At 62.8% G+C, this 12,883-nt stretch carries 14 protein-coding genes; 5 read left to right on the forward strand and 9 right to left on the reverse strand.

What is annotated here, in order from left to right:
- Positions 1 to 5: 5 nt before the first annotated feature.
- Positions 6 to 980, reverse strand: coding sequence for an aldo/keto reductase (locus NYR54_RS05590; RefSeq protein ID WP_261514617.1), 975 nt, complete (start codon positions 978 to 980; stop codon positions 6 to 8).
- A gap of 251 nt (positions 981 to 1,231) precedes the next feature.
- Here NYR54_RS05590 and rhaM point away from each other — a divergent pair, with 251 nt between their 5' ends.
- On the forward strand, positions 1,232 to 1,549 hold the full coding sequence (gene rhaM, locus NYR54_RS05595) for an L-rhamnose mutarotase (protein WP_261514618.1): 318 nt from the start codon (positions 1,232 to 1,234) through the stop codon (positions 1,547 to 1,549).
- 36 nt (positions 1,550 to 1,585) lie between these two features.
- On the forward strand, positions 1,586 to 2,332 hold the full coding sequence (locus NYR54_RS05600; protein WP_261514619.1) for an SDR family NAD(P)-dependent oxidoreductase: 747 nt from the start codon (positions 1,586 to 1,588) through the stop codon (positions 2,330 to 2,332).
- Between the two features lie 21 nt (positions 2,333 to 2,353).
- Here NYR54_RS05600 and NYR54_RS05605 read toward each other — a convergent pair whose 3' ends face one another.
- The 3 genes from NYR54_RS05605 to NYR54_RS05615 form a co-directional block, all read right to left on the reverse strand.
- On the reverse strand, positions 2,354 to 3,151 hold the full coding sequence (locus NYR54_RS05605) for an ABC transporter ATP-binding protein (RefSeq protein ID WP_261514620.1): 798 nt from the start codon (positions 3,149 to 3,151) through the stop codon (positions 2,354 to 2,356).
- Positions 3,148 to 4,032 carry an ABC transporter permease gene (locus NYR54_RS05610; RefSeq protein WP_261514621.1) on the reverse strand — a complete coding sequence of 295 codons (885 nt, stop codon included), beginning with the start codon at positions 4,030 to 4,032 and terminating at the stop codon, positions 3,148 to 3,150. The genes NYR54_RS05605 and NYR54_RS05610 overlap by 4 nt, the downstream gene beginning before the upstream one ends.
- Before the next feature lie 241 nt (positions 4,033 to 4,273).
- Positions 4,274 to 5,227 (reverse strand): ABC transporter substrate-binding protein, encoded by a 954-nt coding sequence (locus NYR54_RS05615; protein WP_261514622.1) that lies wholly within the window; start codon positions 5,225 to 5,227, stop codon positions 4,274 to 4,276.
- Positions 5,228 to 5,496: 269 nt separating this feature from the next.
- Between NYR54_RS05615 and NYR54_RS05620 the strand changes: the two genes are divergently transcribed.
- Positions 5,497 to 6,138 carry a LysE family translocator gene (locus NYR54_RS05620; RefSeq protein ID WP_261514623.1) on the forward strand — a complete coding sequence of 214 codons (642 nt, stop codon included), beginning with the start codon at positions 5,497 to 5,499 and terminating at the stop codon, positions 6,136 to 6,138.
- Between the two features lie 14 nt (positions 6,139 to 6,152).
- Here NYR54_RS05620 and NYR54_RS05625 read toward each other — a convergent pair whose 3' ends face one another.
- From NYR54_RS05625 to NYR54_RS05635, 3 genes are all read right to left on the reverse strand, one after another.
- Entirely contained in the window at positions 6,153 to 7,127 is a 975-nt protein-coding gene (locus NYR54_RS05625; protein ID WP_261514624.1) for a WD40 repeat domain-containing protein, read from the reverse strand.
- Positions 7,128 to 7,130: 3 nt separating this feature from the next.
- Positions 7,131 to 8,198: a CobW family GTP-binding protein gene (locus tag NYR54_RS05630; protein WP_261514625.1), complete on the reverse strand. Its 1,068-nt coding sequence runs from the start codon at positions 8,196 to 8,198 to the stop codon at positions 7,131 to 7,133.
- Positions 8,199 to 8,283: 85 nt separating this feature from the next.
- Positions 8,284 to 9,024 (reverse strand): creatininase family protein, encoded by a 741-nt coding sequence (locus NYR54_RS05635; RefSeq protein ID WP_261514626.1) that lies wholly within the window; start codon positions 9,022 to 9,024, stop codon positions 8,284 to 8,286.
- Between the two features lie 206 nt (positions 9,025 to 9,230).
- Between NYR54_RS05635 and NYR54_RS05640 the strand changes: the two genes are divergently transcribed.
- Positions 9,231 to 9,704, forward strand: coding sequence for a MarR family winged helix-turn-helix transcriptional regulator (locus NYR54_RS05640; RefSeq protein ID WP_261514719.1), 474 nt, complete (start codon positions 9,231 to 9,233; stop codon positions 9,702 to 9,704).
- A 119-nt stretch (positions 9,705 to 9,823) separates the two neighbouring features.
- Positions 9,824 to 10,843 (forward strand): LacI family DNA-binding transcriptional regulator, encoded by a 1,020-nt coding sequence (locus tag NYR54_RS05645; protein ID WP_261514720.1) that lies wholly within the window; start codon positions 9,824 to 9,826, stop codon positions 10,841 to 10,843.
- 31 nt (positions 10,844 to 10,874) lie between these two features.
- Here the strand turns inward: NYR54_RS05645 and NYR54_RS05650 are convergent, their stop codons facing one another.
- On the reverse strand, positions 10,875 to 11,783 hold the full coding sequence (locus tag NYR54_RS05650) for a LysR family transcriptional regulator (protein ID WP_261514627.1): 909 nt from the start codon (positions 11,781 to 11,783) through the stop codon (positions 10,875 to 10,877).
- A 640-nt stretch (positions 11,784 to 12,423) separates the two neighbouring features.
- Positions 12,424 to 12,852 (reverse strand): MerR family transcriptional regulator, encoded by a 429-nt coding sequence (locus NYR54_RS05655; RefSeq protein ID WP_261514628.1) that lies wholly within the window; start codon positions 12,850 to 12,852, stop codon positions 12,424 to 12,426.
- Between the last annotated feature and the right edge of the window lie 31 nt (positions 12,853 to 12,883).

Here is a 12,883-nt window from a genome sequence, read left to right on the forward strand (position 1 = left end):
GACAGTTATCCGTGTCCCAGCACCGGATGAGGCCGATAAGGTTCGGCCAGCCGTTTCAACTCGTTCTCGTCAAGAACGAGATCGACGGCCGCAGCCGCGGTTTCCAGATGCTCGATGCGGCTGGCGCCGATGATGGGCGCCGTCACGCCGGGCTGCGCCAGCAGCCATGCAAGCGCGACCTGTGCGTTTGGAACACCCCGCTCGCTGGCCACTTCCGTCACCCGGTCGATCACCGCGCCATCCTCCTCGCTGTAGAGCGCGTGGCCGATGGTGTCGGTTTGCGCCCGCAGCGTGGCATTGCGGTCCTGGCGCGGACGTGCAAGCTGCCCGCGTGCCAGCGGGCTCCAGGGGATGATCCCGATGCCTTCCTCCCGGCACAGCGGTATCATCTCGCGCTCCTCTTCGCGATAGAGCAGGTTGTAGTGGTTCTGCATGGTCACGAAGCGGCTCAGACCCAGGCGGTCCGAGGTCGCGAGCATCTTTGCGAACTGATAGGCGAACATGGAGGAAGCGCCGATATACAGCGCCTTTCCCGCCTTTACGACATCGTCCAGCGCTTCCAGCGTTTCCTCGATGGGCGTGTTCGGGTCGAAGCGGTGGATCTGGTAGAGGTCCACATAATCCACGCCGAGCCGCCTCAGCGAATCGTCGATGGCGTGCATGATGTGCTTGCGCGACAGACCCCGCTGATTGGGGCTGTCGCCCATCGCACCGTGCACTTTCGTGGCGATGACGATCTGGTCGCGCGAGGGGCCGTACTTCTTCAGAAGGCGGCCCGTGATCTCCTCGCTCACGCCGAGCGAATAGATGTCGGCGGTGTCGAAGAAGTTGATGCCGAGGTCCAGCGCGCGCTTGATGATCGGTCCGGCCTCTTCTTCCTCCAGCACCCATTCGCGCCACGATTTGGAGCCGTAGGTCATCATGCCGAGACAGAGGCGCGAGACCGTGGTGCCCGTGGAGCCAAGTCTGGTGAACTGCATAGGATGCTCCTTTGATTGATGTGAGGGAAATTGCCGTCGCTCGGGTGGCGACGACCGCAGCGTGACAGCGTCGGCTTCCTGTGGCAAGCCTTTCAAGGGTTGCAACACTGCGGAGCCTCGGCATTCCGTCACCCGCTTCTGGCTGTGCGGCAATGAAGGGTAAAACCGGGTGCTTGCCTGTCTTGTGCCGGTCAATTTATGGATCGTCTGAGGTGATCGATGCCGTCTGACGAACCGGAGGAGGAATGGGGATGCCCGAGAAAGTAGCCTTTCGCATGAAGCTCAAGCCTGGCCAGGCTGCGGAATACAAGCGGCGGCATGACGAGATCTGGCCCGAGCTTGCAGAGTTTCTGAAGGGCGCTGGCGTGTCCGACTATTCCATTTGGCTTGACGAGGAGACGAACCACCTCTTCGCCGTGCTTACGCGTGCGGACGACCACACGATGGACCGCCTGCCGCAAGAGCCGCTCATGCGACGATGGTGGGACTACATGGCCGACATCATGGAGACGGAGCCGGACAACAAGCCGGTGCAGCTTCCGCTCAGGAAGATGTTTTATCTGCAGTAGACGGCATCTGAACGCGCAAGGCGCAAAGGGGGAACAATGAACAGAATCGATCTTGAAGGGCAGATCGCCGTCGTCACCGGCGGGGCGCAAGGCATCGGCTTTGCCATAGCTAAACGCTTCATTGCCTCCGGCGCGCGCGTGAGTCTGTGGGACCGGGACGGCCCGCTTCTGGAAGAAGCGAAGCGGATGCTGGGCGAGGCCGCCACGAGCATCACGGTCGATATCACTGAGCCGGAAGCGGTGGTGAGAGCGGCTACAGAGACGGAGGAGGCGCTGGGCCCCATCTCGATCCTCGTCAATTCGGCCGGCATCGCCGGTCCCGCGGCACCGCTCGACACCTACGACATCGAGGCGTGGCGCCGTGTGATCGACATCAACGTCAACGGGACCTTCTACGTCAACCGCGCTGTGGTGCCGGGCATGAAGGCGCGCAACTACGGACGCATCGTCAATATCGCCTCCATTGCAGGCAAGGAGGGCAATCCGAACGCCGCAGCCTATTCGGCCTCCAAGGCGGCGGTCATCGGGCTGACCAAGTCGCTCGGCAAGGAACTTGCCTCCTACGACATCGCCGTCAACTGTATCACCCCGGCCACGGCCGAAACGCGCATCCTCGAACAGCTTACGGAAGAGTTCATCGAATATATGCGCTCGAAGATCCCGCGCGGCCGGTTCCTGGAAGTGGATGAATGCGCGGCCATGGTGGCGTGGCTTGTCTCGAAGGAGAACAGCTTCACCACAGCTGCCGTTTTCGACCTTTCAGGAGGCAGGGCGACCTATTGACGGATGGGGCAAGCGTCAGGTTCAGCCGATCCTGAGCGCGTCGTCGTCCAGTTCCTCGCCGCCGCGAACCCGCCGGAACATGTCGACCAGCCCGTCCACTGTCATGCTCCGCCTCTTCTCGCCGGAAATGTCGAGCACGATCCGCCCTTCATGCAGCATGATCGTCCGTGTGCCGAGATCCAGGGCCTGACGCATGGAATGGGTAACCATCAGCGTGGTCAGGCGGTGGGCCGTCACCAGACGCTGGGTGAGTTCGGCGACGAATTCCGCCATTCCCGGATCGAGCGCGGCGGTGTGCTCATCGAGCAGAAGCACCTCCGCGCCCGCAAGGGTCGCCATGACCAGGGCAAGCGCCTGACGCTGGCCGCCCGAAAGCAGGCCCATGCGGTCGCCCATCCGGCCCTCGAGGCCAAGTCCAAGCTCGGCTACGCGCTCGCGCAGGAGCTTGCGCCGCTCGGCGCGCAGCGCAAGCCCGAACCCGCGGCGGGAGCCGCGCATCGCGGCAAGCGCCAGATTCTCCTCGATCGACAGGTCGGCGCAGGAGCCGGCCAGCGGGTCCTGGAAGACGCGCGCGACGCGTGCCGCCCGCTTCGCTGGGGCTTCGCGGGTCACATCGCGCTCTCCGATGCGGATGTGTCCCTTCTGCGGAATGACATCGCCCGCGATCGCGGCAAGCAGGGTCGATTTGCCCGCACCGTTGGAGCCGATCACGGTGGCGAACTCACCTTCACCCAGCGTGAGGCCGACGCCTCTGACGGCCCGCCGCTCGAGCGGCGAGCCCGGATTGAAGGTAACGTGAAGATCCTCGACGATGATCATTGCGCCACCACCTTGCGGGAACGCAGTCTCGGCAGGATAAGCGCCAGCGCGACGAGGACGGCAGTGACGAGATTGAGGTCGGACGCCCGCAGGAACAGGAAGTCGGCTGACAGCGCAAGTTGCACCGCCACGCGGTAGATCACGGAGCCGATGACGCACGCCAGAAGCGCGATGAAAAGCGCGCGGGTGCGAAACAGCGTTTCGCCGACGATGACTGCGGCGAGCCCCACCACGATGGTGCCGACGCCGGATGTTACATCGGCAAAACCCGCGACCTGTGCGAACAGGGCGCCGCCGATGCCCGTCAGCGCGTTGGAAATCGCCATTCCGGCGTAGATCTGCCGGCCGACATCTACACCGTTGGCGCGCGCCATACGCTGGTTGGCGCCCGCCGCCCGCATGGCAAGCCCGAAGTCGCTGGCCAGAAACCGCGCGAGCACCAGAACCGTGACGAGGACGAGCACGCTCAGCACGAGCGGCCGTACGACGTGGTCGGGCAGGCCGAGATCGTAGAATGGCGTGATCACCGTCTCACGATTGAAGACGGCCATGTTGGGCCGGCCCATGACGCGCAGATTGACGGAGAACAGCGCAATCATCGTGAGAATGGAGGCCAGCAGATTGAGGATGCCGAACCGCACGTTCAGAAAGGCGGTGACGATCCCGCACGCCGCGCCGCCGAAGGCCGCTAGCAGACAGGCCAGCCACGGGTCCCACCCGGCGGTGATGGTGACGGCGGCAATGGCCGCCCCAAGGGGGAAGGAGCCGTCGACCGTTAGGTCGGGAAAATCGAGCACGCGGAAGGCAAGATAGACCCCTACCGCCACAAAGCCGTAGATGAGGCCCAATTCCACGGCGCCCCAGAATGCGATGGCAGACAAACGAACGACCTCACCAAGATACTGTTGGTAGCGTGTCCGGTGGCGTGAATTGGCAGTCCGTGCAAGCAAAAAATGCGAAAAAGGGCGGCGGCGGGTCCCCCTTCCGGGAGGATTGTGCCTTTACGGCCCTAGCCGGAGGATCAGGGAGCTCGGAGCCGCGCCTCTTTGCCGGATGAAGGGAAGCGGCGCAGGGGGTTAGGCCGCCCTGCGCCCTTTCATTGCCAAATCGGTATCCAGCAGGCTACTCGATCACCTTTGAGGCCCGCTCGATCATCGCCTGAGGCAGGGTGACGCCCATGGCCTCCGCCGCCTTCCTGTTGACCACGAGATCGGTGCCGGTGGCGAAGGTGACGGGAATCTCGCCCGGATTTTCGCCCTTCAGCACCCGCAGCACCACTTCGGCCGTCTGCTTGCCGACCTCGTAGTAGTTGAAGCCGACGGATGCTAGCGCGCCGCGCTCCACCGAATCCGTATCGCCGGAGATGAGCGGCAGATCATTCTCCTCTGCCACCGCCACGAGCGATTCCAGCGCCGAAACGATGGTATTGTCAGTCGGCACATAGATGGCCTGCGCCTTGCCCACCAGGCTGCGCGCCGCCGCCTGCACGTCGGCCGACTTGTTGGCGGCCGCTTCGACCACCGAAAGGCCCTCCTTCTCCGCCGCCTCGCGGAAGTATTCGAGCAGCACCACGGAGTTCGCCTCGCCGGGGTTGTAGATAAAGCCGACGGCCTCCGCCTCCGGCGCAACTTCCTTCACCAGCGCCACGTGCTCGGCGATCGGCGACAGGTCGGACACGCCGGTGACATTGCCGCCGGGCGCTTCGTTGGAGGCGACGAGGCCCGCCGCCACCGGGTCGGTGACGGCTGAGAACACGATCGGAATGTCGCGCGTCGCGGCGGCTGCGGCCTGCGCGGAAGGCGTGGAGATCGGCACGATCACGTCCGGACTGTTCCCCACGAACTCGCGCGCGATCTGCGCGGCGGTGGCGGGATTGCCCTGGGCCGATTCATAGGTGAATTCGAGATTGTCCCCGGCCTTGTAGCCCGCTTCCTCGAGCCCGTCGCGTACGCCGTCGCGTACCGCGTCGAGCGCGGGATGCTCGACGATGGCCGTAACCGAGACCTTGGCGGTCTGGGCGGTTGCTGCCGTCATCAGGGCAAGGCTCGCCGCCGCCGTAAGAAGAATCCTGCGCATATGCTGCTCCCTAGGTCGAAATGTTGCCTGATCCCATTGGCGCCGGATACCCCATCCGGCATCCTCCCGGAACCGGACCCGCCGGCCGTGCTGAGGACGTAAGCTCACTCCTTTAAGGGATCAGCCCATGGTTCGTCCAGATGCTGGACCTCGGACGGGGAAGTGGTGAGCAGTAAGATGCGGAAAAACGATTGGCCCAACGTCAAGATCCAATTCCAAAGCGGCAGGCATGGCGTTAGGTTGCGCTCCGCTCCAACAGGAAGCCATCCATGCACTTCGTCCCTGACTTTTCCACGATCCTTCAGTTTGCTATTGCGACCTTCATCATTGCAATCACGCCGGGGCCGGACATGACGCTGTTCGTCGGGCGCGCTCTCTCGCAGGGCAAGGCGGCGGGCTTTGCCTGCATGTCCGGAGCCATGACCGGCATCCTCATCCATACGACGCTTGTTTCGCTAGGGCTCTCCGCACTCCTCATCGCCTCGCCCATGGCTTTCCTGGCTCTGAAAATTTTCGGGGCGGGCTATCTCGTATGGCTTGCCTTCCAGGCGATCCGGCACGGATCCGCCTTCAATCCGGAAGCCCGGGCGGGCAGGAAGGCGTCGTTCGCAAAGAACTGGGCGACGGGCCTCGGCATCAATCTGCTCAACCCGAAGATCATTCTTTTCTTCATGACGTTCCTGCCGCAGTTTATTTCCGCAAGCGACCCTTACGCGCCGCAGAAGCTTTTCTTCCTGGGAGTGTTGTTCATCCCCCTGGCGCTGCCCGTGACCATTCCGATGGTGCTGGCGGCGGACAGTTTCTCCAAGCTTCTGAGGAAAAGCCCGAAAGTGACGCGGACGGTGGATTACCTGTTCGCCGGCGTGTTTTCGGCCTTCGCGATAAAGATACTAACCACACAGGCGCGGTAGCAGCGCTCGCGCGCCTACGCCGAGATATCGACTATACCGCAGTCGCCAGTCTCCGTTCCGAAGGCGAGGCGTCGGCCTTCCCGGTCCCAGGTCATGGCGCTGATGGCGCCTTTGCCGGCGCGGCGCAGAAGCACTTCCTTCTGGTCCGCGAAGCGGGCGGCGAGGATCATGCCGTCGGAATAGCCGATCGCGACAATGTCCTCGTTCGGATGACAGGCGACCTGCGTGACCATGGCATCACCGCGGGTGCCAAGCTCGAGCGGCGCCTTTCCCATAGGGCCATCCTTACCCTGGAAGGGCCACACGATGGCGGCCGGCGCGCCTGAGGTCGCCAGCCAGCGGCCTTTCGCGCTCCACGAAAGGCTCTTCACCTTGGCCGGATACCCTGCCATGCGCATGTGCCGGCCGTCCGAAAGCTTCCAGCCATGCAGCGCGTTCTCCTGCATGGTGGTGACGAGGAAATTGCCGTCAGGGGAAAAGGTGATGCCAGTGTGAGCGCCTGCCCATTCGAGCTCGGTGGGCTTGCTGTCGGTCGCGGGGAAGTGCAGCGTCGCGCCATTGTAGCGGGCAACCCCCAGGCGAACGCCCTTGGGCGCGAAGGCCAGGCCCTCCACGCTGCGCGGATGCTCCAGTTCGCGCATCCTTCCGTCGGAAAAGCGCACATAGGCCACTTTCCCGCTCGCAAAGGCCACGATGTCCTGCGGGCCCGTGGCCACGCTGGTTATCCATTTGCGCCCGACTTCCGCCAGAAGCTCGACGCTTCCCTCCGGCGAGAGCGACATCACCTTGCCGTCCTCGCCGCCGGTGATGAGACACTTGCCGTCCCGCGTCGGAGCGGCTGTCAGGAGGCCGTCATGCGCCTCTGTCCATGCGTGGCCGCCCGCAAGCCGGTGAACGACGCCGTCCGCGAGAGCAAAAACGGGAACGTCGCCGAGAAAACAGGCGGAGACGCAATGTCCGGTAAGGTCGAGTGGTGCGACTGTGGGCATGCGTCAGGCCTGGCACGCCTCGAATGTCTGCTTCAGCCGCTCCGCATCCAGCTCCCGCCCGATGAAGACCAGGCGGCTCTCGCGCCTTTCGCCTTCCTTCCACGGCCGCTGATGGTCGCCCTCGATGATCATGTGGACGCCCTGCACGACATAGCGCTCCGGATCATCCTTGAAGGCGATGATGCCCTTGAGCCGCAGGATGTTGGGCCCGTCGATCTGCGTCGTTTTCTGTATCCAGGGGAAGAACTTCTTCGGGTCCATTTCCCCTCCTCGCAGCGAAACCGAAGTCACGCCCACATCGTGGATCGCGGCGAGTCCTTCATGATGGTCGTGGTGATGGTGATCATGATCATGATCGTGATGGTGATGGTTATGGTCATGGTCGCAATCCGGGCCGCAGACATGGTCCGGATGGTCGTGGTCCAGGAAGTGCGGGTCGTTTTCGAGCGCGCGCTTCAGGTCGAAGGCGCCGCGGTCCAGCACCTCCGAAAGGGCCACGCCGGCGCGTTCGGTCTTGTGGATGCGGGCATAAGGATTGATGGCGCGCACGGCCGTCTCGACCTGTGCAAGCTCCTCAGGCGTGACGAGATCCGTCTTGTTGAGAACGATCACGTCCGCGAAGGCGATCTGATCCGCAGCCTCCTTCGAATCCTTGAGCCTGAGCGGCAGGTGCTTGGCATCCACCAGCGCCACAACCGCGTCGAGCCTGGTCTTGGCGCGTACGTCATCGTCCATGAAGAAGGTTTGCGCCACCGGCGCGGGGTCAGCTAGTCCCGTGGTTTCCACGATGATTGCGTCGAACCGTCCGGGCCGCCGCGTCAGGCCCTCGACCACGCGCACCAGATCGCCGCGCACCGTGCAGCACACGCAGCCATTGTTCATTTCATAGATTTCTTCATCGGACTCCACGATCAGATCGTTGTCGATCCCGATCTCGCCGAACTCGTTTACGATGACGGCATAGCGCTTTCCGTGGTCTTCCGAGAGGATGCGGTTGAGCAATGTGGTCTTGCCGGAGCCGAGATAGCCGGTCAGCACGGTCACCGGAATTTGCGCAGACTGTTCGGACATGAATTTCCCTCGCGGGCGATGAATTGGATTTTGCCGTCCATATAAGACCCCGCGGCGCCGTTTGCACGTGCCGCATTTGCAAAACCTATCTCAATAGCGCCAAGTCGAAACGGTGGACATCGTCAAGGAGCTCCATGAGGCCAGCCACCGCGTGATCGAGTATCTTTCGGCCGGCCTCTGCGCTTGCCGCGGCTGCATTGCCCACCGCGCCTTCCGGCGAAAGATCGCGCATCATCCAGCCGAAGGCGTGCGGGCCGTAGGCCTTTAGATGCTTGAAGTCGCGCCTGAAATCTGCCTGCCTCGAAGGAAAATGGCGGGCCGTCTCCATTTTCACCAGCTCCGGCCGCAGCGCCAGCATGACGGAAGTCTCGACAAAGCCGCCGTGAATTCCGAGCGCCAGCTCCTCGTCGGGAACGAGACCCTGCGGCACGCCGAAGCGGGTCCAGCTCGTTGCGACGGCAAGCATGTTACAGCGTGCTCTCAGTTCGGTGGCCACGATCGTCATCAGCGGGGAGTTGCCGCCGTGTGCGTTCAGCATGACGAGCTTACGGATGCCTTCGCTGCTCAGGCGTTCCCCAATTCCGATCCAGCGTCTGGCCGCCTCCTCGAAGTCGAGCGAGGCGGTGCGTGGGTCGTCGGAATGCTCGATCGAGTAGCCCGTTTTTTCCACCGGCAGCACCTCGAGAGGCATCCGGCCCGAAAGGCCGGCCGCTGCCCCGGCCGCAACCGCCTCGGCAATGATCCAGTCCGTTTCCGCCGGCAGATGCGGTCCGTGCTGCTCGGTTGCTCCGAGCGGCAAAAGGGCAATCCTTTCCCCGGAGATCACCGCGCCTCTCCTTCCGTCACACGACCGATAAGCTTCCCTGGCATGAGCGGCGAGGAAATCGCCGGTGCCGGAAAAGGCTAGCGCGCGGTATGCGGCGCGGCAAGCTGTCTGGCTCCGTTGTCAAGACTGTTTGCCGGACTATCTTTTTATGTACCGACATCGCTCGCCGGCTCCATGCCGGCCGCAGAGCGCAGAACGGAATGACAATGGCCAGGACCTCGAAAGGCACGATTATCGGCCGACTGCAGACGGCGGCGCGCCTTTCGCGTACCGCGCTTGCCGAGCGGCTTCTGGACCAGGGGCTTTATGCCGGGCAGGACAAGATCATGCTGGCCCTCGACAAGGAGAACGGCCTGACGCCGGGGCAGCTTGCCGAGCGGCTTGGCGTGCGCCCGCCGACGATCACCAAGACCATCAACCGGCTGGCCGCCCAGGGCTTTCTGGAAAAACGCGCTTCCCGAACCGATGCACGCCGCGCTCATGTCTATCTGACCGAGAGCGGTGCGGAAGTCATACGCGCCATAGAGCGCTCCGTTCGCAAGACCGAGAAGCAGGCGCTGAAAAGCCTGGACAAGGAGCAGCAGAAGACGCTGGCGAACCTGCTCGCCCATATCGAGGCGAACCTCTCGCGCAAGAACCCGCCTCCCTTGGGGGAGGAAGAGCAGGAGGAGGACGCTTAGGCTCCTCTAACAGGCGGGCTTGCGATACCTGAGCTAAAATGCTTTGACCTTGACCGTTCCGATGGCTTAAGCCTTCTTTAAACAGTTTAAACGGCAGGTTCCTGAGCGGGAGGAGCAAGCTGGCTCAGAAAATTAAGCTTTCGACGATCGCCGAAGCTTTGGGGGTCTCGACGGCGACTGTGTCGCTGGCCTTGCGCGACAGTCCGCTTGTGGCTGACGCGACACGCCAGCGCATCAAGGAGCACGCGCGCGCCATCGGCTATATCTACAACCGCCGCGCGGCGAGTCTCAGGACATCCCGTTCGGGTATCATCGGCGTCGTCGTGCATGACATCATGAATCCGTTCTTCGCGGAGATCCTGCGCGCCATCGAAAGCGAGCTGGACCGCTGGCGCCAGACATTTCTGCTGTCGAACCACTACGACCAGCTTGAGAAGCAGCGCACCTTCATTGACACGCTGCTGCAGCTGGGGGCCGACGGCGTCATCATGTCGCCGGCCATAGGCACGCCTCCCGAGGACATCCTCATGGCGGAGGAAAACGGCCTGCCCACCGTTCTCATTGCCCGTACGGTGGAGGGGCCGCCGGTGCCGGTCTTCCGCGGTGACGACGCCTACGGGATCGGACTTGCCACCAACCATCTGATCGCGCTCGGCCACACGCGCATCGCCATGATCGGCGGAACCGACCAGACGTCCACGGGTCGCGACCGCTATCAGGGCTATGTGGCCGCCATGCAGAAGGCCGGACTGGAAGTGAAGCCTGAATGGCGTTTCCCCGGGCCCCGCACCAAGCAGGCGGGCTTCGAGGTGGCGGGCGCTTTCCTGGCGCTCAAGGACAAGCCCACCGCCGCGGTGTGCTGGAACGATCTTGTGGCCATCGGGCTGATGAACGGCATAGCCCGGGCTGGGCTTACGCCAGGAGTGGACATTTCCGTGACGGGCTACGACGATCTGGAAGAGGCCGCCATCGCTACGCCCGCGCTCACCACGGTGTGGAACGGCCAGCGTGAAGTCGGCCGCCGGGCCGCCCGCGTTCTGCTTGACCGTCTCAATGGCGCGGAGGTTCATCCGACGCAGGAGCTGATCAGGCCCGAACTACATGTGAGGCAATCGACCGGCAAGCCAAGGGAGCGGTGAGGCCTGCCGGCCGGGAAGGACGGATCGGCGCCTATTGCTGTACCGCCATGCTTGGCCGGGCGGTCTCCCGCGAGAGAGGCGCGCGCGTCAGCTCGCTCTTCAGGAGCTCGAAAATATCGAGCGCAGCGCGCAGATTGAACCGCCGTTCGTCGAAGAACATGCCGTAACGCGCATCGATATGGCCGGGCAGGATTTGCGCGCAGCTCTCAAACTCTTCCGCCAGGCTGCGCTGGAGATAGATCGGCAGCGGCGTAAGCGCGAGGCCGCTGGACACGAGGCGGATGGCCGTCATGATGTCGTCCACCTCTCCGACCACATCGTATACCACCTCCTGCCGGCGCAGCCATTCGCGCGACACGGCGCCAAGGGGTGAGTGGGGCGAGGCGAGCACCACCGGAAGACCCGGACCTTCATTTTTCATGAAATCCAGAAGGTGCTTTTCTCCCACCCATTTCAGCGTGAATTCGGTGGTAAGGTCCGGCGCGATTTCGGAAGGATAGAGCGCTCTGAAGACCGCATCGAGCTCGCCCTGCTCGTACATCTCCTCAAGTCGGCGCCAATCGGCGATCCGCCAGGTGAAATTCTCCTTGTGCCTGCCGAGCGCGGCTGCGCGGTCCACGAGCAGCGGTGCGCAATAGGTGCACACGCCCACCTTCAGCTTGGTGAGGTTCTTTTCGTAGCGTACGGTCTTCAACTGCCGCTCAAGGTCCAGCATCTGGCGGATTAGCCGCGAAATCTCTTCCTTGACGATGATCTTGTTGCCGACCTTCTTGATGAGCGATGTACCGATCGCCCGTTCGAGCCGGCCCAGATGCATGCTGATGGCAGGCTGGCTGATGCCCAGTTTCAGGGCGGCGCCCGTCAGGCTCTTGGTCTCGATCACCGCCTCGGCGGCCCTCAGCGTCGCGAACGACAATCCTTCCTGCTTATGCACGTTCATTCCCCGCACCTCTCGCCCATTCTTCCGCTTTGCCCATCTGCTTGTTCACGCATTTCACGCTCATTCCTCCGAGCAGTTGCTGTTCGAAATGCAGCTTTCCGGGACGCGCGATCCTCGAAAGCCGCCGCCTGTCTCAACGTCTGACAATCCGCCCCGCCACGCGGGGCAGCTGCCCGCTTGGTCGTGCAACCCGTGCGCAAGGTTCCGGCGTCAGCCGGCCTGCCGCTGGCGATTGCAGGACCTGCGGGAAACACACTCGACTGGGCAGTGCCCCAACTCAGGATTGAAGATGTAAACGCACCTGCCCCTCCTTACTCCAACCATCTGGGGAAGGTATCTAACGCAATAGTTGTGTATCTACAATCACTGCGCGCAGGTGCTCTGAATCTTGCGGCCGGCAAAACCGCATAATTTGTATAACCGGCTGAAAAAATTCCGTTATTATCTGTGGAAATCTACAACCACAGCGCAAGCGCGGTCTTCGCTGGTTGTGGCCGGGTGGCGGATTCGATAAGCGGTCTGGTACAACTTCTGCGTTTATATCGACTCAGAAAGGCAGAGATGATTCGCCTGCGCCTTTTGGATCTCCTGGAGATTTCGGCGTTGCCGCACAAACAGGACTCAAGGAATGTACGCCCGCTCAATGCACGTCGCTTCTGCACTTGCTATGGTCAGCGAGTATCTGGATGACGCGGCATTCGCAGACTTTACCATGGCCGCACTCGTCCACCATGCGCTGAAGCTCCTCGCTCAAAGCCTGGAGCCGCGCGATCCGTTCCTTGATCTCGGCCACATGTCGCTGCGCGATGCTGTCGGCTTCATGGCAGGAGCTCTGTGGTTCTTCGCTCAGTTGCAGAAGCTCGCGTATATCCCCGATCTCAAAGCCCAGTTCGCGGGCATGCCGGATGAAGGCGAGACGGCTCAGATCCTTCTCATCGAATTGGCGGCGATTCCCCTCGCTGCGCGGCGGCGCTGGCAGCAGGCCAATTTGCTCGTAAAAGCGGATGGTCGGCACTTTCACGCCTGTTTGCCGGGCGGCTTCGCCGATGGATATGCCGCGGTGCGTCATTTTCGCGCTTGCTCCTCTAGTCGCTAGAGAA

The sequence above is a fragment of the Chelativorans petroleitrophicus genome, assembly GCF_025398195.1.
GTDB lineage: Bacteria > Pseudomonadota > Alphaproteobacteria > Rhizobiales > Rhizobiaceae > Chelativorans > Chelativorans petroleitrophicus.